Consider the following 25,082-nt stretch of genomic DNA (forward strand, 5'->3'; position numbering starts at 1 on the left):
GCACAGGTCGTGCAGCTACCAGCTCTTGATAAAAATAAAGCACCTCTTTACTCGTTATTAATTAGCAAGGGCATGCAAACGTGAAAGAAATGTTTTTGTGTAGTGACAGGCTGGACAAATACCAGTCGATGGGTGAAAACGGCCAGGCTGTTCATTTGTCTGCCCTGCAGCTGCGCGAAACATTGCGCCTGCGCCGTTATGCCGATGTGGCCGATACCCTTGCCATTCCCCAAATCAACGAACATGGCGATCGCATTGACTGGTATGCCCCCTTCGCGGGCGATGTTGTACCGTGGTCAGCAGCGACAGAGAGCGAGCGCCAGGCGGCGCTCAGCCAGCTGGAAATGAACCAGCACGCCCTGCGCAAATTCAGTGACGAATTACGTCAGCACGATAAACCAGAACAGCGCCTGTTCGGGCAACTCCTCGAAAAAGCGTTGCAGTTTCCGGATAACCAGCATGTCTGGCTCGTTGGCGGCAAGCCGGTGATCAGTTTCTGGGGATTCGTCAATGCCCGTCACCAGGCCCGTCTCGATCCACTGGATTGCCTGCGTCCGGCCGTCTCTGCTGCCCCGTCAGCCGTCGCGCAACCCGCTGTTGAACCCGTGACAACGCCTGTCGCTCCGCAACCGATCCGGCGCGGCTGGTGGTGGCGTATTCCTGGCTGGCTGCGCTGGCTGCTGCCGTTACTTCTGCTGTTATTACTGGTGTTGTTCTTTTTACGCAGCTGTGTGCCAGGTGTACATATTCCCGGTATCAGCCCGTCGCTGCCGACACTGCCGGATGCACACATCACACCTGACCCGGCACATCAGACAGACAACGTCACGCTGCACCCGGCGGGGGAGAACGGTGTTGCTCTTTCTGGTGAGCCTGTTGCTCATGCACCCGTGGCCGCTGTTGATGGGGCACCTGCTGATGCTGATGCTGATGCCGATGCCGGTGCCGGTGCCGCGCTGCCCACTGTTGACGACAGCACGGGGGGCCAGGGAGAGGGGACATTTCCGGCAACAACGGATGATGCCGCCACCGAACCCGCTACTGCGCCAGAGGCCGCTCCCGTTGATCCCGCAATGGCACCCGCCGTTGATCCTGCAACGCCCGGCGATGCGCCCTCTGCCAGCGGAAAAACGCCACTCATGCTCCCTCCTGAAGCGCTTGCGCAAGGCAATACGACGTTTCTCAACGGGCGCTGGCATGCCGGCGCCGGCATCCAGGATCAGCGCACCGGCAAGCCGCTGAGTCTCAACTACCAGATTAAAGATGGCAAAGGCGAAGTGCAGATGACGCGCGGCGACGGCGTCTCCTGTCGCGGTGAGGTGAATGCCGCCATTCAGGCCGGGCAACTGGTGCTGAACAACGCAGGTGAGGCGCAGTGCTCAGACGGTTCTGCCTACCGTATGCCGGAAGTGCTGTGCGCGCCAGGCGCGAAGAGCATTGCAGACTGCAAAGGGCGTTATGACGCCAGTACCCTTTTCCCCATTTCGATGAAGCAGGAGGCAGGTAACTAATGCTGGCCGAACCCACTGATTTTAAAAAACAAGTAAAGCTCATTCGCGACAGCGGGATCCAGTTTCTTGATTTCGCCTTCTCTTTACCCGCACGCAAAGCGTATGGCGAGTTTCTCCGTCAGCCCGGTGATGCGGCAGTATTGCGCTTAATTTATAACGAACGGGAAGACAAGTTCCGCATTCCCGCGCCCGATAATGAAGCCGCGCGCTACGCCGAGGCGGAGTATTCTCTGGCGATCGAAGAGTCGCTGCGCCTGTACGAAGGCGTCTGGTTGCCGCTGCCCTTTTTCCGTTTTAATCCACCGCGCGCCTTTGCGCAGGGGCCGACCAACTGGTCACGCGTGCAGTTTCATGCGCTGGACGAACCAGACGAGAAAGGGAACACCTGGCGTGCAATCCTGATTTTTGATACCAAAATCTTCCCCGATCGTGAACACACGCAATACCTTGCGCCAGGCGAGGATGACGTCCGGGCCGGGTCTGGCTTTGCGCTGGCGAGGCACAATCATGAAATGGGAACCTTCCTTGAACTGCCGTGGGTTGAAGAGTGGCTACGCGATGTTTACACCACCCAGGCGACGTCGCGCCTGCGCCAGCATTACGAAGATAACGAAGAGAAACTGGCGCTGAAAGAGCACCAGGCGCACTACCTGAACCTGCTGAGTGCGTTAAGCGACTATATGACGATGCCGGAAGTGCAGGTCAACGATGTCAAAATTCGCGATACCGCCATTCCGGTCGATCTGGTGCTGGATATTGGTAACTCGCGCAGCTGCGGCATCCTGATTGAAGAACATCGCGATGATAACAAAGGGTTATCGCAGCTTTATCAGTTGCAGTTACGCGATCTCAGCCATCCGCAGAATGTTTATAACGAGCCTTTTGATAGCCGACTTGAGTTCGCGCAGGCGGAATTTGGCAAACAGGATTTCTCGCTGAAAAGCGGGCGCAGCGATGCGTTTACCTGGCCAACCATTGGTCGCGTGGGGGAAGAGGCGTTTCGCATGGCGGCCCGCCGCCTGGGAACGGAAGGATCCACCGGGATCTCCAGCCCCAAACGCTACTTGTGGGATGATCAACCTTATTCGCCGGGTTGGCGTTTCAGCCAGGCATTTGTCAAATCAGAACGTGAACCGTTGGCGACCGCCGCGCCGCTGCTTTACATGCTCAACGATCAGGGTAAGTTGTTGATCCGCCTGTCTGAAGATGAGCGGATGCCCGTGTTCTCGCCGATTTACAGCCGCAGCTCACTGATGACGATGATGCTGGCCGAGGTGCTTAGCCAGGCGCTGATGCAGATCAACAGCCCGGCACAGCGTTTGAAAATGAACCACGCCAGCACGCCGCGGCGGCTTCGCAACATCATCATGACGGTACCGCCCGCCATGCCCAAACCCGAGCGCTCAATCTTTGAAGAGAGCATGCGCGACGCCATTCGTCTGGTGTGGAAATCACTGGGTTGGGAAGACATTGACTACAGCGGCGATGACGACAGCGCCCTGAAGTATCCGCACCCTGGCGTCCACGTCAAATGGGATGAAGCCACCTGTGGGCAACTGGTCTATTTGTACAACGAAACGCAAACCTGTTTTGGTGGCCGTACCGACGAGTTTTTCGCCGCAACCCGACGCCCGGACAACCAGCCGTCCGAAGGCGACAAACGCAGCCTGAAAGTGGCCTCTATTGATATTGGCGGCGGCACCACCGATCTGGTTATTTCGCGTTATACGCTCGACGACGGTAAAGGCGTTAACGTGCGTATTGAGCCGCAACAGCTGTTCCGTGAAGGCTTTAAAGTGGCGGGGGACGACATCCTGCTGGATGTGATTCAGCTTTACCTGCAACCGGCGGTGAAAGCCGCGATGATCAATGCCGGGCACAGTGAAGGGTCGGCAGAATCGATGATGTCGCAGCTTTTCGGCAGTGAAGCGATCGACGCCGGTAAACAGGTCTTGCGCCAGCAACTGACACTGCAAGTCTTCGCGCCGCTGGCCCTGGCGATCCTGCATCGCTATGAAGAGTATGAACCGCATACCGGGCGTCAGCTGCTCAACGACAGCTTCCGCGCCTTGCTGGCCGACAATGTGCCGACGCAAAAAGTGCAGGACTATATCAATGATGTCGTGCGCGCCGGGCAATCCGCTGGCGATGTCCCGTTCTCGATCCTGGATGTGCCGCTGGAAGTGGATCTTTCCCGTTTACACAACGAATTTATTGATCCGCGCAGTGGACGCATGAACATTTGCCATAGCCTGCGCGCGCTGTGCGAAGTGCTGTGGCACTACAACTGCGACGTCCTGCTGCTGACTGGCCGCCCGTCACGCCTGCCGGGTATCCAGGCGCTGATCCGCCAGCTTCAGCCCGTTCCCCCTTCACGCGTATTGCCTTTACACGGTTATGAAACCGGCGGCTGGTACCCGTTCAATAAGAAAGGGCGCATTGACGATCCGAAATCGACGGCGGTGGTTGGCGCGATGCTGTGCCTGCTGGCGGAAAATTCGCGTCTTAATAACTTCTATTTCCGCACGGCGAATTTCAAACCGTACTCGACCATCCGCTACATGGGCATTCTTGACAGTAACAACGTCATCAAGGACAGCAACGTGGTCTGGCGCGATATCAACCTGGATGAAGACGGTTTCCAGCTCAGCCAGGAGCAGGTGCTGGAGGCGCGCGGCGAGTTGCGTATTGGCTTCCGTCAACTGGACAACGAACGCTGGCCTGCCTCGGCACTGTATACCCTGAAAATCACTAAGCCCGCGCTGGCCAGCGAACTGGCTGGCGATGCGGTGATGCATATCCGCCTGATGGCGGAGTCTGGTCGTGCGCGTAGCGGCGAGCCTGCTGTCAGCCCGGAAAAATTCAAACTTGAATCGCTGGAAATGGTGAATGCCCAGCGCAATTACGGGCGCGGCGATGTGACATTCCAATTGAATACGCTGGTCGGCAATGGGTTGGGTGAAACGCATTACTGGCTGGACAGCGGGAGTATTAAAAGCTGATGAGCACCAATAAAACCGAACAGATTATTCAAGGGTGGCAGGGCGTTGAAGCCGGTGCCACTCAGGCTATCGACTGGATTGCTGCAGTACGCCAGGATGCGCCGCGCCTGAACACCGAAGCGGACAATCTGACCCTTAACTTACGCCGCAGCCGCAACAAAGCGCGTCGTCTGGCACACGCCGCTGCCCGGCCAATGACCATTGGTTTCTTTGGGTTGTCGCAGGCCGGAAAATCCTACCTGATATCTGCGCTTGCAGCGGGCGAAAACGGCAAGCTGGAGACGCAGCTTGGCGGGCAGCAACTGGATTTTATCAGCCATATCAACCCACCCGGCGGCGGAAAAGAAGCCACCGGGCTGGTCACGCGCTTTAGCCGCCAGCCTTGCGGCGGTGATGCGCAGTCGCCGGTCACCTTGCAACTGTTCAGTGAATGCGAAATGGGGAAAATCCTCGCCAATGCGTTTATTCACGATTTCGACCAGGAAAAACTGAACTGGCAATTCAGCGAAGGGCAGATCGCCGAACTGCTCAGCACGCTCAACAAGCGCCGTTTGCCACAACGCGTTTCCGGCATTAGCGAAGATGATGTGGTTTCGCTGTGGGATTACACCACTCGCCATGCCGCGCGCAGCCAGGGGCATCTGGCCCTGCGCTACTGGCCGCAGGCTGTTTTGCTGGCACCGTGGTTGTCGCTGGACGATCGTGGTCTGCTGTTCTCAGTATTGTGGGGGCAAATCAGTGAGCTGACCGAAGCCTATATCCGCTTTGCGCGCACATTGCAAAGCCTCGGCGGGGCACGCGAGGTCTGGGCGCCACTCAGCACGCTGGTGCATGAAGAAAACGGCGTGCTGGTGCAGAAAGACAGCATCATGAACGTTGACATGCTGGGGCGTCTCAACCGCGATACGGATAAGCGTGTCGACGTGCGTCCGGTGCAGGCTGGGGTGGCTGGCGCGGCGGTGAGCATTTCGCTGGCCGAGCTGACGGCGCTCACCGTTGAGTTGAATATTCCTCTGCTGGCCGCCACGCGTGAGCAACTGTTTGAAGAGGTCGACTTACTCGATTTTCCGGGTTATCGCGGGCGTATGAGCATTCAATCCATGGCCGACAGCCGCCGGGCCGATCCTGGCGACAGTGATAACCCGCTGGCGCAGCTGATCCTGCGCGGCAAAGTGGCCTATCTGTTCGAACGCTACACCGATAACCAGGAGATGAACGTGCTGGTGGTGTGTACCGCGTCGAATAAGCAGTCCGACGTGAAAGAGGTGAGCGGCGTCCTGAGTGAATGGATCAAACACACTCAGGGGAACGATGCAGCAGCGCGCAGCCGCCGTTTGCCGGGCCTGGTATGGGCCTTAACCATGTTTGATATTCGTATCACGCAGAATTTAAACCTCGATGAAGCCCTGCTCCGCCAGTCATGGGGGCTGGGCGGCATGATCAAAATGGCGATTACCGAACGTTTCGGCCATTGCGAGTGGCTGCAAGAGTGGCAGCCTGGGCAGGCGTTTAATAACACCTTCCTGGTGCGTAAACCCCGCCAGCCAACGCCGTTTATTCGTATAAGCGGTGGGGATGAAGCCGCGTTTGATGAAGAGTGCACGCCGCAACTTGAACTGATGCGCAAAACCTTCCTGGAAGATGAGGCGATAGCCCGTTATATCGCACAGCCGGAAGAGGCCTGGCGCGCCATGATGAGCCTCAATGATGGCGGTATGCGTCGGATGGCCGACTATCTTGGACGTGCTGCCCGCCCTGAAGTGAAGCTGGAACGTATTGGCGAACAGCTAGAAGAGATACGTGACGAGCTGGCTGGCGGCGGTCTGGGTAAGTGGTATCAGCCGGATGGCGAAGAAGAAGTCGCCAAAAAAGCGCGCATTGCAGATGAGATCCTCAGCACGCTGAAAAAACGCAGCGGTATGCATGGCGAGCTGCTGGCGCAACTGGTGCCTTCACGTCAGGCGCTGCGTGAACTCTATATGCAGCAAACGATAGTCGAAACCACGCCTGAGGAGGAACAGGCTTCCTCGCCGTTTGATATTGGCGTTGAAGATGCCTTTATCAGCGATGCGCCTGCTGCCACCACTCACAGCCACGAACGGGCATTTGCCCGACAGGCGTTGCAGCACTGGGTTAACCATTTGCGCAGCCTGCCTGAAGATCCCACCCTGCTCAACTACATCAAGTTACCGCGCCCGGTGATCGAGTCGCTGGTGGATGAACTGATCAGCGGCATCCTGCGTTTGCGGGTGGAAACCGTGCTTGAGTCGACGCTGGCCAATACCGAACAGGCGGGTGTGCGCCGTGAACGGATGGTGGATCGTCAGGTTTCGCGCGTGCTGCATGTGATGGGGGATTTTATCACCTGGCTGGGTTACCAGGCCGTGCCGGAAGCCAAACGGCCAGCACGACCCAATGCCCCGGAGCAGCCGATTTTCTCGCGTCCGACGCAGTGCAGCACGGTCGCGTGGGCGGAAAATGATCGCCTCGCCCGCCTCACGCCGCAGCAGCTTAACTACAGCGTCATTTTTATTGTCGACTGGCTGGTGGGCCTGGAAGAGCTGATCAAAGAGAACGCCGGGCATTCCGCCGGGCGTGAAATTAGCGTGGCGCAGAACGAACAACTGGGCGCGATTATTCACCTTATTAAGACCGGGCAGGAGTAAGCCGTTGTGATTAAACCCGAATTAAAACCACTCCAGCCCGTGTTGCCGGGCCATGCCCGTCTGCTGTTAAAAGCCTGGCAGGGCGAGCTGAACGGCGTGCTGATTTCAGTTCAGCGTAACCAGGACCAGTTGTATCTCGACAATAACGGCCAGTGGGTCAGTGGCGAGGTATTCCTTGCTCTTCCGGCTTTAAGCCAGGTCGACGGTAACCCCGAAGTGCAGATTGGCCCGCTGCTGATTGATTCGCTACTGGCGAACCGTCAGGCGGCCTATCGCTTGATTGCCAAAGACGACAGCACACGTGATATGGGCGTGTTAATGATCCCGGACGGGCTTTTAAGCTCGCAGGCCGGGGGCGAAAACCAGTTGCCGGTCAGTGTCCACTCCCTGGCGGAGGCGGCACCCGCGCCGGTGGTTGCCGAGGTGGTTGAAGCGCCTGCGCCGACGCCGGAACCGGTGAACACGCCAGAACCGCCCCCTTCTGTTACGCCGAAGAAAAACCTGCTGCCGCTGATCATCGCTGTTGCCCTGCTACTGCTGATTATTGCCGGGGCTGCTGCGTGGTGGTTCCTGCGGGCACCAGCCGAGCCGCCAGCGGCGGCAACGCCTGCACCTGCGGCAACACCGGCACCTGCCGTGCAGGCCAGCGGCCCGTGCAGCGATGGAACAATGAGCAGCCAGAACGATCTCGATTTTGTGAAAGGGTGCCTGCGTAGCCAGCCAAGCGGCGCGCAAGTGCTGAGCATTATTGACAAAGCGAAGACGGCAAAACGTTGTGATATCGCGCAGCGTTTATATGCCTATAAAGCGCAGTCCGGCGATACGCAGATCGCGCTGCGTTATGCCCAGGAATACGACCCGAAAACGGCGACACAGGGCGGTTGCTTTAGTGCCGATCCGCAAACCGCGATCTACTGGTACGAGAGTGTGGTGACTCAGGATCCACAAAATAATGAGGCCAAAGCGCGTTTAGCCGAGCTGAAAAAATAGGATTTCAGAATGAAAAACATGCACGGGTTCTGCGCGGCGTTATGTGCCGCAGCGTTGAGTTTGCCTGTCGTTGCCGCCGATCAAAAACCGCTCCTGCAAGAAGGAAAGCACGCGTTGTACCAGCGCGTGTTGACTTATCCTGGTTGTGAGCTGGCAAGTAAACCGGGTGAGGCAGGCAAAGAGCAGCCTGCTTTTAGCCGCTTTTACGTTTACCAGCGAAGCCAGCAGGCCAATGACGAGTGGCTGGAAGTCGGGCCGGACAGCTTTGGCCACGTGTCGGGCTGGCTGAAATCGGCCTGCACGGTTGAGTGGAAAATGCAGCTGACGCTGGCTTTTACCAACCCGGCGGGTCGCAATCCGATGCTGTTTTTCCGTGATAAAACCGACATCGAAAAGATCCTCAATAATGAAAAGCCCGCAGCGGTACTCGATCCTATTCTTAGCAGCCTGAAGAGCCAAAAACCGGTGCCCCAGGTACTGGCACGCGAGCCGGAATATATGGTGGATCAGCAGAAGAACTTTTATTTGCTGCCGGTGTTGGGCTCTGACGATGTCTTTACCGATACCGGTTTTCAGGTGCGTTTGTTGAACGTAGCCTCGGTCAGCGAAAAGGCGAAAGCGGGTAGCGCGGCGAAAGCCAACGCCAGTGATGAGAAAAACATGATGACTGGCTTTACCGCTTCTGTCGTCTTTGTGATCGATTCCACCATCTCGATGGGGCCTTACATCGACCGTACCAAAGAGGCGATCGATAAGGTTTACCAGCGCATTGAAAAGGAAAATCTGCAGGACAAGGTGAAGTTCGGTCTTGTGGCTTACCGCTCCAACGTGAAGGCCGCGCCGGGGCTGGAATATGAGAGCAAAATGTTTGTCGATCCTAACAAGGTGAAAGACGGCAAAGATTTTCTGGCGAAAGTGCATGATTTGAAGCAGGCGACTGTTTCCAGCAGCAAAGTCGATGAAGACGCCTACGGCGGCGTCATGATGGCGCTGGATAAAGTCGACTGGACGCAATTTGGCGCGCGCTATGTGGTGTTAATCACCGATGCGGGGGCACTGGATGGCACCGATAAACTCTCCTCGACCCACCTTGATGCCGCACAAATCCGCCAGGAAGCGGCTTATCGCGGCGTGGCGCTGTATGCCATGCATTTAAAAACCCCGTCCGGTGCGAAGAATCACGCCTCGGCGGAAGCCCAGTACCGTGATTTAACGCTGAACCCCTTTCTGCATAAACCGCTGTACTACCCGATTGATTCCGGTGACGTGAATAACTTTGGCCAGATGGTCGATAGCCTGGCGGATGCGATTACCGGGCAGATCAAGACGGCCTGGAGCGGTGAAGAGACGGCCGGTAGTGCGCTGGGCGCCAGCGCCGATTACGGCAAGAGTAACGCCGCGCCATTGTTAAGTGACGCGGAAAAACTCAGCAAGGCAATGCGCCTGGCGTACCTTGGCGAGAAACAAGGCACGCAAGCGCCACCGGTATTCAAGTCATGGATCAGCGATCGCGATCTGGTTAATCAGAATGTGCCCGCCACGGAAGTGCGCGTTCTGCTGACCAAAAGCGAACTGAGCGACTTGAGCGATGTGCTGAAGAAAATCGTCGATGCCGCTAATGAAGGGATGATCTCGCCGGATGATATGTTTGCCAGCCTGCGCTCGCTGGCTGCCACGATGGGCAACGATCCGACCCAGGCCAAAGGCAAAAGCGCCACCCGCCTTGGCGAAATGGGATTGCTGGGCGAGTACATCGACGGCCTGCCTTATCTCAGTGAAGTACTGAGTCTGGATGAAGAAACATGGAAAAGCTGGGATGGCCTGGAGCAGGAACGGTTTATTCGCCGCCTGAACACCAAGCTTAATTACTACCAGCGCTATAACCAGGATGTGGATCGCTGGATTGCCCTCGCACCGGACAGCGACCCGCGCGACAACGTCTACCCGGTACCGCTGGAAAACCTCCCCTGATGTTGGTCATCCGGGATCTGTCCATTCAGCGCGGCGGGGAGAGCGGCTATAAGGTGACGCTGCCGGACATGACGCTGGAGAACGGCGACATGGTGGCGCTTACCGGCCCCAGCGGCTGCGGTAAAAGCACGCTGCTTGAAGTAATCGGCGCGATTTTGCGGCCTGATCGGCTGGGCGAATATCGGCTGGGTAACCCTCCGCGCGATATTGCCGGGCCATTACTGGCCGATAATGAGGCGCTACTGGCAGATATCCGCGCCCGCGAACTGGGGTTTGTACTGCAAAATGGCGGCTTATTGCCATGGTTATCGGTGTCGCACAATATCATGCTGGCGCGTCGTCTGGTTGGCATGACGGCGCACTCGGCGTGGCTTGAAAAAGCGATTAGCCAGCTTGGCGTGACGCCACTGCTCAACAAAATGCCTGCGCAGCTCTCTATTGGCGAACGCCAGCGCGTGGCCTTTGTGCGGGCGATTGCGCACCAGCCGCGTTTGCTGCTGGCGGATGAGCCGACCGCGGCGCTGGATCCGGACAATGCTTCGCGCCTGTTTTCATTGATGGTAGAGAGGGTGCGATCGCTGGATATGGCCGCCATTGTTGTCAGCCATGACTGGCAGCGGGTGGCGGATTTTGGGCTGCGCTGTTACCGCGCCACGACCACGGAGGGGCACAGTGTCTTCTCACCCGTCTGATACCGCCTCGCGCGGGTTACTGTTGCAGATGGCGCTGCGCGATCTGATCCACGATCGCAAAGTCGCCCTGTGTATTATTTTTTCGCTGATCGCGGTGATCGCGCCGCTGCTGCTGCTGTTTGGGCTGAAAAATGGCATTGTCAGCCAGTTGCGCCACGATCTGCTGGAGGATCCCCGCACCCGCGAAGTGCGTATGACCGGAAACGGCAGTTACGATCTGCCGTGGCTCGCGCAACTGGCGCAGCGCCCGGAAGTGGGCTTCTCAATTCCTCTGACCCGTTCACTCAATACGCAGGCGGATCTGGTTCGCGATAGCCAGCATTTTGCGGCGGGTGCTGAAGTGATCCCCACTGCGGCCGGCGATCCGCTGCTGGCGGGTGCGATCCTGCCCACCCACGAGGATGACATTGTGCTGAGCGCCAGCGCAGCCAGCCGCCTCAACGTGCAGGCGGGGGACGAAATACGGCTGGTGGTGTCGCGCAAACTGGCGGGCGTTAACCAGCGGGTGAATAAAGTGGTGCGGGTCACCAGCGTGCTGGCAGAGTCCAGGTTCAGCCGGGCCGCGGCGTTTATTTCATTACCGTTGCTGGTTGCGCTGGAAGATTATCGCGATGGCTTTCAGGTTGTTTCGCTGGGTGTGAATGACGGCGAGTTGCCGCGTGAACGCAGTCGTTTCTCTCGCGCCAGAGTCTATGCCCGCACCATTGATGATGTTGCGCCGCTGGCGAACTGGCTGGAGCAGCAGCACATTGAGACCGTCACGCAGTCTGCGCAAATCGAAGCCGTGCGTGCGATTGATCGCGTGCTGGGGGTGATTTTCGCGGTGATTGCGTGGATCTCGGCAACGGGCTGTATTGCTTCGCTGGTTGGGGCGTTTATCGCCAATATCGATCGCAAACGAAAAGATATGGCCGTGCTACGGCTGCTGGGGTTCCGGCGACATGCGGTAACGATCTTTATCGTCATCCAGGCGTTGTGCCTGACCGGGGTCGCGTTCTGCGCCGGGCTGGTGCTCTATTTCCTCGGCAGCACTGTTTTTAACCACCTTTTGGGGGCGTCATTACCCGATCAGGCTTTTGTCTGCCATCTGGCGCCGATGCATTTTATTACCGCTTTAGTGAGCGTGCTGGTGGTTGCCCTGGGTGTGGCGGCCATTGGCGCGTTGCGCGCATTAAAGATCGATCCTGCGGAGAGTCTACGTGAAATCTAATTGTCTTGCTGGCCTGGTGCTGGCCACGCTCGGGTATGCCTGCACGGCGCAGGCGAGCTGGGATGAAAAATACTGGAACCCCAAACCGTTGCCTGACGATGTGATCCTGCCCCTGCCGTGTGAAGGCGCAATGGCGTTTCGTAAGGTGGCTATTCCGCTGAATAAACCGCTGGAAGATTACAACGTGACGCTGGGCCAGGAGGGCGATGAATGGGGATATCTGGAGCAGTCCCGCCAGGAACATATCGCCGGGAGTTTCGCGGGGGAGGGCAAAGAAAAAGGCCGTTACTACCTGATCGCAAAATATGAGCTAAGCGACTTACAGGCACATGCCATTAATGGCGAATGTGCCGCGCCGGATATGAAAGGTCGGCTGCCGAAAGTCAGCGTCGGTTGGATGGGAGCAATGGAGCTGGCCAACAAATACAACCTTTGGTTACGTAAAGAGAAACCAGAGGCGCTGCCAAAAGATGACGGGCAACCAGGGTTTGTGCGCCTGCCAACGGAAACCGAATGGGAATTTGCCGCCCGTGGCGGGCTTGCTGTCTCGCCGTCGGAATTTCGCGATCAGCGCTTCCCCATGCCAGAAGGGCTAAATGGCTATGTGTGGTTTGCTGGTGCGCAGTCCGCGAACGGCAAATTGCAGCTTAGCGGCTTATTGAAACCCAACCCGCTTGGGCTGTACGACATGTTAGGCAACGCCGCTGAAATGATGTTTGAACCCTTCCGCCTGAATAAGCTGGACCGTCAACACGGTAAAGCGGGCGGCTATGTGGTGCGCGGCGGCAGTTTCTTAACGCCGCAGGGCGATATTCGCACCTCGTTGCGTGGCGAGGAGCCTTACTATGCTGGCAAAGACGAGAATGCCAATAAAACCATTGGCATGCGTTTCGTTCTGGTTTCGCCAACTTTAACATCCCGCGATCGCATTAAAGAAATCGAGAAAGAGTGGCAGTCGCTGGGCAGTGAGAAAAAAAACGCCGCGCAAAAAACACCGACCGATTCGCTGCAAAACCTGAATGCCATTTCTGAAAAAGTGCAGGATGACGGGCTGAAAAAGCAGCTCGAACAACTGCGCAGCGAACTGCGGGCGAATAACCAACTGCGTGATGAACAGCGCGATCAGGCGGTGCGTACCTCGCTGCAATTGGGGGCGTTTCTGTGTACCAAGATGAAAGATGATGGCGAGTTTTATGATCGCCTGACCCAGTTATATGAAAAAACCTGCGCCGCCGGGAGCGCGGTCGATGCGAACTGCTCTCGCCGTCAGGAACAACTGGATCAGCATAAAAAAGCCCTCGATTTTATTACCAGCTACTACGCCGATACGGTGGTGGATATGGGCACCACGTACAGTAAAGAGATCATTGCGCCGCAGATAACGGTCGTGCAGCAGCAACTGGCCGCGCGTGGAAAAACCAATCTGAACGGCTACCTGAATACCTGGTGGGACAATCTTCAAGGGTATTTGAAGAATGGCAAAGTCACGCGTGACGCCTGGCTTGCCGCATGTAAGCAAAATAACTAAAGCAAGCAGGAGTCATTGGAATGATTATGTTAAAAGCATTACGTACAGCGATGGTGGCAGGTTTAATTGTGGCGCTGGCCGGTTGTCAGAGCACCGGTGGTACGGGCAGCAGCAATGGTTCTGTCGATCCCCGCCTGGCGAATAACCAGGACGTTGAGTTTTTTAATAAATCGGGCTGGCAGGCTTGCGCAGGCGGTGCCGCTTTAGGCGCGCTGGCGTGTGCAGTGAGCAACTCCAGTAATAAAGCACTCTGTATTGCAGCGGCGGCGATCGCTGGCTGCGGTGTGGGCGTGGGCGCTAACGCCTATCTGGATAATCAGCGTAAAAAGTATGCGTCCCAGGAACAGCAGCTGAATGCGGCCATTAAAGATATTCAGACTGAGAACCAGAAAATCCAGAATGCGACCAACGTGGCGAAAAGCGTGATCGCCAGTGACAAACAGACGCTGGATAAGCTGAATAAAGACATCGCGGCCAAAACCGCCAAAAAAGAAGACGTGCAAAAACAGGTTAAAAGCGTGGATGCCAACATTGCTTACCTGCGTAACACCATTGCCGACATGAAAAAACATGAGAAGCAGTGGCAGGACGTGTCCAGCGGGATTGGCAAAAGCGGTGCCGAAACGAAAAAACTGGACGGCGAAATTGCCGAAATGCACGCCAAAATCAACTCGCTGCAACAGGATCTGGACAGCCTTTACACTCAACGTACTGCGCTGAAAGTCAGTTAAGGAGAACAGAATGCGTTATGTATTGCTGGTGGTGGCTTCGGCCTTATTAGCGGGTTGCGCGACCAATGCGCGCGATTGCGATCCGACGACAGGCGATGTCAGCATTGTCACCAAATTTAACTGCAACTATTCCGGTACCTGGGATAAGCGCGTGGAGGAGAAGAAAAATACGCTCCAGCACGAGCAGGCGCTGAATAAAGAGTTTAAGGCGGTGTATGACGCCATTGAGCAGGAAAAAGCACAAAGCAACGCCAGCGTCGCCAGTAAGCGTAAGTCTCAGCAGGCGCTGGAGCGTTCGTTGAATAACCTTGTGGCGCAGTTAAAGTCAAAGACGCAGGGTAAAGCTGCCGCGCAGACAGAGCTGGCGAAACTGGAAAAAAGCATGAAAGAGGCGCAGAACCAGCCTTCGACCTCTGTAATGCAAAAGCAGATGGAACTGCAAAAATTGCAGGATCAGGTCACGCAGCTCCAGCAAACGCTTGATAGTCAATAATCTTTTCCCCCACGCGCGCTGGCGGGTGGGGGATTTATCGGAGTGATTGCAATGAAACGATTCCCTGTTGCAGCCGGGGCGATGGTACTGATGGCCGGGCTGAGTTGCGCGCATGCTGCGCCGCCGGAACCCGAGTTACTTTTTAATTGCGATTTGACGAACGGCAAATCTGTTACGGTTCGCGTGGACAATGGCGTTCCTGCCTATTCTTATGGCTCCATTGAAAAGCTGGAAATGGCCTTGCCGAAAATCACCGGCGATAAAACGCAGGTGCGTGCAGGTAAAACGGCATTTTCCGGCGGCGGTGCGAGCTGGTACCGTTTTATTAATGGGCGCTACAGCTATGTAGTGTATAGCGGTATCGGGAAAGGCTGGGAATTTACAGGTTTAAAAGTCTACCAGGGGCAAAAATTGATCATGAAGAAAGCCTGCCAGCAAGGTGGTTTTCTGTCGAATCCGTACCAGGGCGAGAACCTGGTGAACGATGCCGACACCGGTGATGATGGCACCTACGGCTATGCTGAGTAAGCCGGGAGGATGTGGTGACTAAGTTGACGCTACAGCGCGCGGTGGTGATGGCGCTTACGCTGGGGCTGGCGGGGCAGATTGCCGCAAGCCAGGCGGAAAACCAGCGCTATATCAGCATTCGCAATACGGACAGTGTCTGGGTGCCGGGAAATATTTGTGCGTTACAGTTCCGGCTGGATAACGGCGGCAACGGCGAGGCATTTAATCATCTGGCGATCACGCTGCGCTTGAAAGATAAAACCGGTAAAACGGTGAGCGAAGGCGTCATGCAGGTTGAGCCTTTTGGCGACAGCGACGCAACACGCTCACAAAACGCCTTTCTGGAAAGCGAATGCCAGGAGGACGCCAGCCAGATTGAGATTGTCCAGGCAACGGAAGAGGTTAACGGCCAGCCGATGGCCTTACCGTTAACCACGTTTGATCCGCAGTTTTATCAGCCGCTGGTGATTAAAGTGGCTAAGTGATTTTGCTGTGGCTGTGGCACCCGAACCTGCTGGGTGCCCTGTCTTTCCTCAGAAATCCATCTTCACGGTAAACTGCACTTCGCGCGGATCGCCAACCTGATTGCCCAGGTTGTTAGTGGCAATGGACGAGGTGTAATAAGTCTTGTCGAAGAGGTTTTTCAGGTTTACCTGTAACGTTACCGGATATTGCAGTTTCATTTTGTAGGCCGCGAACGCATCGGCGACAACGTAGCCCGGCAGATAATAATCTGCACCGTTAGTGGCTGAACGGCGGCTTACGCCATGTCCGCCGCCACCCAGTGTCAGTGTATTCCCGGCAAACACATTATTGATGTCGTACGTCAGGAACAGCGAACCGGTGTGGCGCGGTACATTCGGTAGTGGTTTACCCGCGTAGTCCGGGTCTTCCAGCACTTTTGCCGCGGTATAGCTGTAACTGGCGATAACGTTCATATTCGGCGTCAGCGAACCGGCCAGATCCATTTCTATTCCCTGCGAACGTACCCGTCCGGCGGTTTTAGCTACCGTTTCATTGCCGACGATCTCGCTGTATAACACGTTGCGTTTATGGATATCAAATGCGGTGATATTGGCGGTAACACCATTGAACAGATCGAACTTAGCGCCCACTTCGTATGAAGTTGAGGTTTCCGGTGGCAGAGAGCCAATATAACTGGCGATAGACGACTGCGGCATAAACGCTTTTGCTACGTTGCCGAACAGCGAAACCGAAGGCGTCAGCTTATAGACCAGGCCAAATTTCGGCGTCCATTTCTCGTCGCTGCTGTCGGTATTCACGTTAAACGGGCGGCCTTTGCCTGCATATTGCGTGTAGTACTGATATCGCATACCGGCCACGGCGATCCATTTGTCTGTCAGGTACAGCGCATCTTGCACGTAGGCGGAGTAGCTTTCCTGCTGGATGGTCTGATCGCTGTCAGACGCTGATACTGAAGTACATTTGCTGGCGTTGCCGTAGGTGGGGTGATAGATATTGAAATCTTTCACGTTTTTACAACGGATCATGTCGGTGCGCAGCAGATCGTAATACTCATACGATACACCGGTCAGGATCTCGTTGTAGAAACCGCCGATGTCGACATTACCCTGCAGATCGGCGCGGGTGCTGTGCATGCGTTGGGTCGATCCCTGGGTGGCGTCGACACGGCGCGTCAGGTTGCCGGTTTTCGCATCATAGGCCATCACACGCGACTGATTATCACTGTACTTATCCTGGCTGTAGCCGTATTCAATTTTCCCGGTCCAGGCGCTGTTAAAACGGTACTCCGCATTCAGCTGTGCGATGTCAGATTCGCCATCGGTAATGTTAAACGGCTCATCAAAACGGGTTTTACGGTCAACATTTACCGCCTGTTTGGTGGTGAGATCGAAGAGAGTGCCACGATCGAAGGGGGTCTGATAATCACGGTGTGAATACATCACGTTGACGGTGGCGTTATCGCCAAACCACGTCAGCGATGGGGCGATAAATGTGCTCTTTTCTTTACCGAAACTGCGCCAGTAATCTTCATGCTGGTACTCGCCAATCAGACGATACGCCAGGCGTGTTCCTTCAATCGGGCCGGTGACATCAAACTGCCCGGTACCGCCACCAAAACTGGACGAGGTTGCCGAAATGGAGCCACCGAAGGTGGTTTCCGGGCGCTTCGTGACTACATTGATAAGCCCGCCAGGATCAAGAATGCCGTACAGCGTGGAGGCCGGGCCTTTCAGTACTTCTACCCGCGATGTTGCCGCATTAAAGCTACGTGGCACCACGGTGCGCAGGCCGTTGGTCATGATAGAACCATCGCGGTTAGCACCAAAACCACGGCGCACAAACGCATCCTGCGTGCCGCCCAGTGTGTTGGTTTGCACCACGTTACTGACGTTATACAACGCTTCGTCAAGGCTGGTGGCGTGCTGATCTGCCAGCACTTCATCGCTCACCGTGTTAACGACCTGCGGAATATCCAGCATTGGCATGGTGGTCAGCGTGGCAGCGGACGTATTCAGTGGCTGGTAGCCGGATGTTGCTTGTTTGTCTGCAGAAGAGGCGTCTGCGAGAACGGTTAAGGTATCACCGTCTTGCTTCTTCTCTGAAGGGGTTGCCGCGTGCGTGAAGGAGGTGAAAACCGATCCGACAACGATCGCGGAGAACAGCGCGCGACCTTTCCGCCCGGTAATACAACGAGTTAACTCAGCCATGTAATCTCTTTTCCCGAAAGGATCCTGCGAGCCACGCAGGAGTGAACGTTTTTTTAGTAATTGCTCTTTTGCACAGCGCTATCCGTTAGCGGTAATTTCCACATCGGATATGTAATTGAGAATCATTCAACCATGGCGTTTTGTAGTAGTAAATGGAAAAAGAAAGAATTTTGCTACAGTGCGCCTTAAGACGAAACAAGGCGGTTATACCCTGTCCTGAAAATGATTAAATTATTGTATTTTAACTTTAAATATCAAAATGACAGACGCGGTTTCTGTTGTAGTGACAGCTTAAAAAGTGTTGCGGTTTTATCTCGCCACCAGGCTTGACTACTACATTAGCAAACGGCAATATCGAAAAGAGAATGATATTTATTTTTATTTGTCAGGGTAGCGCGCACCATGTCACAGCAAGGGGAACATCAGGCCAAAGGAGAGGGCGTTGTGCTGGAAAACCTCTCTGCGGGTTATCAGCAAAAGATCATCGTTAATGACATCAGTCTGGCGATCCCTGACGGTAAAATGACCGTACTGATTGGCGCCAATGGTTCCGGCAAATCCACGCTGCTTAGCACCATCGCCCGCATGCTGAAACCGCTGGGGGGCAGCGTTCTGCTCGATGGTAAAGCGATTCATCAGCAGCCCACCAAAGCGGTTTCTCGCCAGTTAGGTATTTTGCCGCAGTCGCCGATTGTGCCGGAAGGTCTGACCGTATTTGAACTGGTCTCTCGGGGGCGTTTTCCATGGCAGAGCTTTATGCGCCAGTGGTCCGAAGAGGATGAACTGGCGGTGCTGGAAGCGCTCAATCTGACGGGCACGGCTGACTTCGCTCACCAGACGGTCGACAGCCTCTCCGGCGGTCAGCGCCAGCGTTGCTGGATCGCCATGGCGCTGGCTCAGCAAACGCCGGTGATCCTGCTGGATGAACCTACTACCTTCCTTGATTTGCGTTATCAGGTAGAGATCCTTGAACTGCTACACGGTTTAACGCGCCATCATGGGCGCACGGTGGTGGTGGTGTTGCACGATCTGAATTTTGCGGTCAACTACGGCGATACGCTGGTTTTCCTGAAACAGGGGCATCTCCAGGCGGTACTTGAGGAAGGCGAAATCTGTACGCCGGAACTGATAAAACGCGTGTTTGATGTGGATGTGCAAATGTCTGTTAACCCGTTGACAGGGAAACCATTCTTTATGCCTTTTCGCAAGCCATATGGGCACAGTGAATGAGCCTCATTATGCTGGCGGCGTGCCGCCGTAACGGGCGCGCAGGCCTGGCGACGCTTGGGCTACTGATTGCATTGCTGATGGCGGCTGTGGCACACCTTGCTATTGGCGCGCGGTACATTACTCCCTCAACAGTCATTCAGGCGCTGACTGATTTTGACCCGCGTAACTTCGAACATCGCGTGATCGTCAGTTTGCGCCTCTTGCGCATGACGACGGCTTTGTTCACTGGCGCAGCGCTCGGTGTTGCCGGGGCGCTGTTACAGTCGGTGATCCGCAACCCCCTCGGCGAGCCGCATATCCTGGGCCTGAATGCCGGTGCCGCGCTGGCTGTCGTGGCGACCACGGCGCTGGGCGTTGGCCTCGGCGATCCTTTGCTCAGCCGCCCGTTGATTGCAGCCGGGGGCGCGGCTGTGCTTTTTTCGCTGGTGATGGCGCTCTCTTCCTCCGGGCGGGCCGGTTTTACACCCCTGAAAGTGACACTTTGCGGGGTGGCGCTGTCGTCATTTGCCTCGGCCATTACGGCCGCCATCCTGATCCTTGATGAACAAACCTTGCTGAGCATGCGTACCTGGCTGGCGGGCGATCTTGCGGGCCTGAGCTGGGCATTGTTGCTGCATGCCGCACTGGCGGCGGCGGCCGGATTTGCGCTGGCGGTGTGGCTGTCACCTTCGCTGAATATGCTGGCGCTGGGCGATAGCATGGCGCGCGGGCTTGGCGTATCGCTGGGGCGCATCCGCGGGCTGTCGTTACTGGCGATCGCCTTATTGTGCGGTGCGGCGGTCGCGGTTGCCGGGCCGATGGGGTTTATCGGCCTGGTGGTACCGCATGGGGTACGGCGCCTGGCGGGTGAGGACTTACGTGTGGTCGTGCCGTTATCCGCTCTGGCTGGTGCGCTGCTACTGTTACTGGCGGATATAGCCGCCCGCACGTTGTTGTCGCCCCAGGAGCTGGCAACCGGGGTGATGACGGCGCTGGTGGGCGCACCGGTATTTATTGTGCTGGCGGCGAGGTTCTTTAAATGAGCGATGCGCAGCATCGCGCCGGGTTGCATGGACTGCGTTGGGGGCGTTTTTCCCGGCTGTTACGCCCGCAAACGCTTCGCAGGATTGCGGGCCTTGCGTTGCTCGCGCTGCTTTTGCTGCTTTACGGCGTCACACAAGGTTCATTGCCCATACCGGTTTCGGCGATGGGGCACGCATTACTGCACCCTTCTGCACTCAGCGCCGGGCAACAGTATGTGCTGTGGGATATTCGCCTGCCGCGTGTGCTAATGGCGCTGTTATGCGGGGCGATGCTCGGCCTGGCCGGAGCCGCTATGCAGTCGATCACCCGCAATGGGCTGGCAGACCCTGGCCTGATTGGTGTGAAAGAGGGGGCCAGCGTGGTGGTGTTAACGCTGGTGCTGTATTTCCCTGCGCTTGGGCTGGTGTGGCGACCGCTGGCAGGGATGGCGGGCGGCCTGTTGGCTGCGGGGCTGGTAACGGGGCTGGCGCGTGATGTTTCACGCCCGCGTTTTGTGCTGTTGGGCATTGGCGTTTCCTGGACGTTCGCCGCCGGGATCGGCGTTTTTATGACCACCGCCGATGTGCGGGATGTACAAACGGCGATGATGTGGCTGGCGGGTAGCCTGCATGCCGCCACCTGGCCTTTACTGATGGTGGCGCTGGGCTGGGCGTTACCGGCGACGGCGCTGCTGTTGATAACGGGGCGTGCCGCAGAACTGGCGTTGTTGGGCAAGCCTGTGGCAACCGGGCTGGGTGTCAACCTTGCGCGGCTGGAACCGTTGCGGTTTATTGCGCCGGTATTGCTGACCGCCGCCAGCGTCTCTTGTGTGGGCAGCATCGGTTTTGTTGGATTGATGGCACCGCATATGGCGCGCTTTCTGCTGCGTGGCGGCCAGAGCGCGTTACTGTGGGGGAGCGCCATACTGGGAAGTTTACTGGTGTTACTGGCAGACTCGCTGGGCCGTCTGGCCTTTGCGCCGCTACAGATCCCGGCAGGGATCGTGATTTCGCTGATTGGCGGGCCATTTTTCCTGTTGCTGCTGTGGCAGCGGCGGGATCGTTTATAAAGTTTAAGGAGCCGTATGCGCTTTTTTCTTTCACTGTTGGTGCTGGTGGGGCTGAGCGTCAGCGCTGCTGAGCCAACCCAGGCTTTTACCGACGATCTGGGGCGGGTGGTTACGGTGCCGTTACACCCTAAACGCATTGTTTCGTTGCACGATCTCGATATCACTATTCCGCTTATCGAACTGGGTGTACCGCCGGTGGCCAGCCACGGGCGTACGCGCCAGGACGGCAGCCACGTGTTGCGCTCCAGCGCCTTGCTCACCGGGATCGATTTCGACAACGCGGATATCCAATTTATTGGTTCTGCGGATATCGATCTTGAGGCGATTGCGGCGGTGAAGCCGGATTTGATCATCACGGAACCCAGCCGCAACACGCCGGTAGAGCAACTGGCAAAGATCGCGCCGACGGTGAGCATCGATCATCTGCAGGGAGGCGCGCCGGAAATTTACCGCAAGCTGGCGCAGCTCACCGGCACACAACCGCGGCTGGCCCTCCTTGAGCGCCGCTATCAGGAGCAAATTGCGGTACTGAAAAAGACCATTGATACCCACAATATTACCGTGTCAGTGATCCAGGCAAATAACGGCAAAATCAATGCCATGCACAGCTATCATTCGCTAGGACGGGTGTTGCGTGACGCCGGTTTTCGTTTCCCCAAATTGATTGATTCCATTCCCGATGGCGGGCGAATCGATGTCAGCGCTGAGCGGTTGCCGGAGCTGGATGCGGATTTTGTCTTTGCTACCTGGCGCGGTGATACCGGGGGGAAGCCACAGGATGAGATGGCGGCAATGGATGCGGTCATGCCAGGCTGGTGCGATTTTCTGACCGCCTGCCGCAACGGTCGCTATGTGCTGATTTCACGCGAAGAGGCTATCGCCAACTCTTTTGCCTCTCTTGGCCTCATGGTGGCGCAGGTGCAGTCGCAAATCGCCGGGCGGCCTCTGCCGCAGGCGAAGTAAGGATCGGCTATGTTGAACATGAAAAAAGCGAAGAGCCGCGTGGATGTGTACGGCGAGCGTTTTCGTGCACGGGGGCATGCCCTGTCGCCGCGGTTACAGTCCGTTGCACGCTATATCAATGACAACCGTGAAGGGGTGCTGGAGCAAACGGCCCTTGAGATCGCCAATGCCACGCAGACCTCCGATGCCACGGTAGTGCGAGCCATCCAGGCGCTGGGTTTTGCCGGGCTGCGCGATCTGAAACAAACGCTGGAGCACTGGTTCGGCCCGGCAGTTTCCTCGGCAGAAAAGATGACTACGACGGTTAATGCGCTCTCTTGTGACGTCAATTCAGGGATCGATTTTGTGCTGGAAGGGCATCAGCACACCTGTGAAGTCCTCTCCGCACCGGATAATCGCTATGCTATCGCGCAGGCTGTCGCTTTACTGGTTGATGCCCGTCAGGTCGCCATTTTCGGCATTGGTGCATCGGGTATTCTGGCGGAATACACCGCGCGGTTATTCAGCCGTATTGGCCTGCCTGCCACGCCGCTCAACCGTACCGGGATTGCGTTATCGGAGCAGTTAATCGCGCTCCAGCGTGGCGATGTGTTGATAATGATGGCGCAAAAATCGGCGCACAGAGAAGGGCTGACCACCCTGAAAGAGGCGCGACGGTTGGGTATTCCGGTCATTTTGCTGACCAATGCTGTCGCGTCGCGTTTTAGTCAGGAAGCGGATGTGGTGATCAATGTGCCGCGCGGCGGCGAAAAAGGCAAAATTCCGCTGCATGGCACGGTATTACTGTGCCTTGAGATGATTGTTTTGTCCGTTGCCTCCGCCACTTCGCAGCGGGCAATAAAAACGGTGAAACGCATTAATGAGTTTCACCGTGGGTTAAAACCGGGCGGGAAAAAGGGTTAACTCCGGTATTGGTGGGTTACCGTTAAATCTATCTGTCGGTTCAAATGATGCAGTGCCAGTTCTACTGTTTCAACTTTTGAAGAATGCTCAACATCGAGCAGACGGTCGATCTGCGGGCCTTTCTGCCCCAGCTTTCTGGCCAGTTCTGCTTTGCGGGTACCCGTTTCGATCATGGCGTTATGCAACGCTGCTTTCATCGCCACCAGTACCGGTAGGGAAACCGTATATTCTCCTTCGAGTGCCGCGCTTGCTGGCGGAATTGGACGGCGTTCATCCACTTCGATGGCAATCGCAACGACAATTGCATCAACTGACTGGTGGAGTGCATCTTCAAGCGTGTCGCCGACAGAATTCATTAATGGCAGATCTCGGCACGATACAACAAACTGCCCCGTTGCATCGTCTTGCTCAACGCTGACTGGATAATTAAACATACAAAACCTCGTTCTAGCTAAGCTCGTATTTACTGCAGGCCCAGATCTTTCAAAATTTTTTTTCTAAGGGGTTCGGGAATTTCCTTTGAACCATGAAAAGGGAAAACGGAGGCCTTCCCGTTCAACCTTACTTTAAAATGACTTCCCCCGCCTGGCGCTCTAATGAGTTCCGCTCCCTGAGATAACAGCCACTTTCTGAATTCACTGTATTTCATCTGGCATCCTGCCCTATGTCTTCCTGTCACATCGCGGAAAATACAACATATTAGTTATTAAATAAAACAAAAATGTTAACTCTTTGCGCCTCGCCCACAAAAATGAATCACCGTGGCGGCACTGTAGGCCAGCACTATGGCGAAGCTCATCTTCCACATTGCTTCGCCACCGAGCCCGGACAGCGGTGCAGCAATGCCGCCAAAAACAAACATCAGCATACCCAGCAGTGCCGAGGCAGTACCCGAATGGTGTGCGTCGACGCTGTTCATCGCCGCCGAACCGGCAATGGTCGAAATACCGCTGTTGATAGCGATAGTGAAAAACAACCCCACCAGCGACAGTATGGGCATGTTGAACCAGGCAAAAACGGCGGTCATCAACGCCAGCAGCACCGCCAGTGCCAGACCATTTTTTAACAGCGCAGCACCGCGAATGTGGCGTGCCAGGCGAGCGAAAATCAACGCGGAAATGATCATGCCCACGCCGTTAATACCAAACACCAGGCTGAACTTTATGGGCGTCAGACCGTATTCGTTTTGCAGAACAAACGACGAAGAACCGATATACGAAAACAGTCCGGCTAGCATAAACGCTTGAATAAAGCAGAAGGTGGAAAATTGCCGGTTTTTCAACACTATCAGCGATGTTTTAAGCAAACTTTCACCGCTGCTTTTCACCTGCAATGTCTCTTTTAGCAACAGCGCAGCGCAAAGCATCAGCACCACGCCGATAATAGCCATGGTCCAGAACAGCGCGCGCCAGTGCAGCAATGCCGTGATATAACCGCCGAGTAGAGGGGACACAATGGGCGCGATGCCGGTAATCGTCATCAACAGAGCAAAAAATTGCGTCAGCTGAGTCCCCTGATATTTGTCACGGGCGATAGCGCGGGACAGTACCGACCCACCGGCACCCGCGATCCCCTGCACAAAGCGCCAGAAGATCAGCCAGTGGATATTGTGCGTACTGGCGCACAGTACCGACGACACAATAAACAACAGTAGCGACAGTAGCAGCGGACGTTTACGCCCCATCCTGTCACTCAGCGGCCCAAAAAAGAGCTGCCCAAGGCCTAAGCCAATCAATGACGCTGTGAGTGAGAGCTGGGTTAAGGTGTTGGTGGTATCCATTTGCCGCGTAATGTCTGGCAAAGCGGGAAGGTAGAGGTCAGTGCAAATGGGCCCGATGGCCGTCAGCATGCCGAGTACGATGGCATACGCAGGGGAAATCCGTGACATAACAAACTCCGAAAAGAGAGCGCCGGAAAAACC

21 protein-coding genes are annotated in these 25,082 nt (G+C 56.1%); 17 read left to right on the forward strand and 4 right to left on the reverse strand.

Annotation, left to right across the window (positions count from 1 at the left end):
• The first annotated feature begins 80 nt into the window (after nucleotides 1–80).
• From RTX30_RS03665 to RTX30_RS03720, 12 genes are read left to right on the forward strand one after another with little or no spacing between them, the layout of a single operon-like run.
• Nucleotides 81–1,511, forward strand: coding sequence for an SrfA family protein (locus RTX30_RS03665; protein ID WP_409429795.1), 1,431 nt, complete (start codon nucleotides 81–83; stop codon nucleotides 1,509–1,511).
• On the forward strand, nucleotides 1,511–4,513 hold the full coding sequence (locus RTX30_RS03670) for a virulence factor SrfB (RefSeq protein WP_312686946.1): 3,003 nt from the start codon (nucleotides 1,511–1,513) through the stop codon (nucleotides 4,511–4,513). Before RTX30_RS03665 ends, RTX30_RS03670 begins: the two co-directional genes overlap by 1 nt.
• Nucleotides 4,513–7,179, forward strand: a complete 2,667-nt coding sequence (locus RTX30_RS03675; RefSeq protein ID WP_312686948.1) for a virulence factor SrfC family protein — start codon at nucleotides 4,513–4,515, stop codon at nucleotides 7,177–7,179. The genes RTX30_RS03670 and RTX30_RS03675 overlap by 1 nt, the downstream gene beginning before the upstream one ends.
• 6 nt (nucleotides 7,180–7,185) lie before the next feature.
• The gene (locus RTX30_RS03680; RefSeq protein WP_312686950.1) at nucleotides 7,186–8,169 is read left to right on the forward strand and encodes a hypothetical protein; all 984 of its coding nucleotides are present in this window, start codon (nucleotides 7,186–7,188) and stop codon (nucleotides 8,167–8,169) included.
• A gap of 18 nt (nucleotides 8,170–8,187) precedes the next feature.
• Nucleotides 8,188–10,140: a vWA domain-containing protein gene (locus tag RTX30_RS03685; protein ID WP_409429798.1), complete on the forward strand. Its 1,953-nt coding sequence runs from the start codon at nucleotides 8,188–8,190 to the stop codon at nucleotides 10,138–10,140.
• Nucleotides 10,140–10,832 carry an ABC transporter ATP-binding protein gene (locus tag RTX30_RS03690; protein WP_312686954.1) on the forward strand — a complete coding sequence of 231 codons (693 nt, stop codon included), beginning with the start codon at nucleotides 10,140–10,142 and terminating at the stop codon, nucleotides 10,830–10,832. Before RTX30_RS03685 ends, RTX30_RS03690 begins: the two co-directional genes overlap by 1 nt.
• Nucleotides 10,813–12,042 (forward strand): FtsX-like permease family protein, encoded by a 1,230-nt coding sequence (locus RTX30_RS03695; protein WP_312686956.1) that lies wholly within the window; start codon nucleotides 10,813–10,815, stop codon nucleotides 12,040–12,042. The genes RTX30_RS03690 and RTX30_RS03695 overlap by 20 nt, the downstream gene beginning before the upstream one ends.
• Nucleotides 12,032–13,570 (forward strand): SUMF1/EgtB/PvdO family nonheme iron enzyme, encoded by a 1,539-nt coding sequence (locus RTX30_RS03700; RefSeq protein ID WP_312686958.1) that lies wholly within the window; start codon nucleotides 12,032–12,034, stop codon nucleotides 13,568–13,570. The genes RTX30_RS03695 and RTX30_RS03700 overlap by 11 nt, the downstream gene beginning before the upstream one ends.
• A 20-nt stretch (nucleotides 13,571–13,590) precedes the next feature.
• The gene (locus RTX30_RS03705; RefSeq protein WP_312686960.1) at nucleotides 13,591–14,301 is read left to right on the forward strand and encodes a hypothetical protein; all 711 of its coding nucleotides are present in this window, start codon (nucleotides 13,591–13,593) and stop codon (nucleotides 14,299–14,301) included.
• 10 nt (nucleotides 14,302–14,311) lie between these two features.
• Entirely contained in the window at nucleotides 14,312–14,794 is a 483-nt protein-coding gene (locus RTX30_RS03710; protein WP_312686962.1) for a hypothetical protein, read from the forward strand.
• A 51-nt stretch (nucleotides 14,795–14,845) separates the two neighbouring features.
• Nucleotides 14,846–15,322, forward strand: a complete 477-nt coding sequence (locus RTX30_RS03715; RefSeq protein ID WP_312686963.1) for a hypothetical protein — start codon at nucleotides 14,846–14,848, stop codon at nucleotides 15,320–15,322.
• Nucleotides 15,323–15,369: 47 nt separating this feature from the next.
• Entirely contained in the window at nucleotides 15,370–15,786 is a 417-nt protein-coding gene (locus RTX30_RS03720; protein ID WP_312687464.1) for an IrmA family protein, read from the forward strand.
• Nucleotides 15,787–15,834: 48 nt separating this feature from the next.
• On the opposite strand, the gene RTX30_RS03725 is transcribed toward RTX30_RS03720, so the two are convergent.
• A complete protein-coding gene (locus RTX30_RS03725) occupies nucleotides 15,835–17,994 on the reverse strand; it encodes a TonB-dependent siderophore receptor (protein WP_312686964.1) in 2,160 nt (719 codons plus the stop codon).
• A 402-nt stretch (nucleotides 17,995–18,396) separates the two neighbouring features.
• Here RTX30_RS03725 and RTX30_RS03730 point away from each other — a divergent pair, with 402 nt between their 5' ends.
• Genes RTX30_RS03730 through RTX30_RS03750 form a run of 5 tightly spaced genes read left to right on the forward strand, consistent with a single transcriptional unit; the run spans nucleotide 18,397 to nucleotide 23,161 of the window.
• On the forward strand, nucleotides 18,397–19,224 hold the full coding sequence (locus RTX30_RS03730; RefSeq protein ID WP_312686966.1) for an ABC transporter ATP-binding protein: 828 nt from the start codon (nucleotides 18,397–18,399) through the stop codon (nucleotides 19,222–19,224).
• On the forward strand, nucleotides 19,221–20,246 hold the full coding sequence (locus tag RTX30_RS03735) for an iron ABC transporter permease (protein ID WP_312686967.1): 1,026 nt from the start codon (nucleotides 19,221–19,223) through the stop codon (nucleotides 20,244–20,246). Before RTX30_RS03730 ends, RTX30_RS03735 begins: the two co-directional genes overlap by 4 nt.
• Nucleotides 20,243–21,295, forward strand: a complete 1,053-nt coding sequence (locus RTX30_RS03740) for an iron ABC transporter permease (RefSeq protein ID WP_312686968.1) — start codon at nucleotides 20,243–20,245, stop codon at nucleotides 21,293–21,295. Before RTX30_RS03735 ends, RTX30_RS03740 begins: the two co-directional genes overlap by 4 nt.
• A gap of 15 nt (nucleotides 21,296–21,310) precedes the next feature.
• Nucleotides 21,311–22,258, forward strand: a complete 948-nt coding sequence (locus RTX30_RS03745; protein WP_312686969.1) for an iron-siderophore ABC transporter substrate-binding protein — start codon at nucleotides 21,311–21,313, stop codon at nucleotides 22,256–22,258.
• A 9-nt stretch (nucleotides 22,259–22,267) separates the two neighbouring features.
• Nucleotides 22,268–23,161: a MurR/RpiR family transcriptional regulator gene (locus RTX30_RS03750; protein WP_312686970.1), complete on the forward strand. Its 894-nt coding sequence runs from the start codon at nucleotides 22,268–22,270 to the stop codon at nucleotides 23,159–23,161.
• Here the strand turns inward: RTX30_RS03750 and RTX30_RS03755 are convergent.
• The 3 genes from RTX30_RS03755 to RTX30_RS03765 form a co-directional block, all read right to left on the reverse strand.
• A complete protein-coding gene (locus RTX30_RS03755; protein ID WP_312686972.1) occupies nucleotides 23,158–23,595 on the reverse strand; it encodes a type II toxin-antitoxin system HicB family antitoxin in 438 nt (145 codons plus the stop codon). The genes RTX30_RS03750 and RTX30_RS03755 overlap by 4 nt on opposite strands.
• Nucleotides 23,596–23,624: 29 nt before the next feature.
• Nucleotides 23,625–23,810: a type II toxin-antitoxin system HicA family toxin gene (locus RTX30_RS03760; RefSeq protein ID WP_312686973.1), complete on the reverse strand. Its 186-nt coding sequence runs from the start codon at nucleotides 23,808–23,810 to the stop codon at nucleotides 23,625–23,627.
• A 75-nt stretch (nucleotides 23,811–23,885) separates the two neighbouring features.
• The gene (locus RTX30_RS03765) at nucleotides 23,886–25,049 is read right to left on the reverse strand and encodes a multidrug effflux MFS transporter (protein ID WP_312686974.1); all 1,164 of its coding nucleotides are present in this window, start codon (nucleotides 25,047–25,049) and stop codon (nucleotides 23,886–23,888) included.
• Between the last annotated feature and the right edge of the window lie 33 nt (nucleotides 25,050–25,082).

The organism is Kosakonia sp., assembly GCF_032052965.1.
In the GTDB taxonomy this organism is placed as follows: Bacteria; Pseudomonadota; Gammaproteobacteria; order Enterobacterales; family Enterobacteriaceae; genus Kosakonia.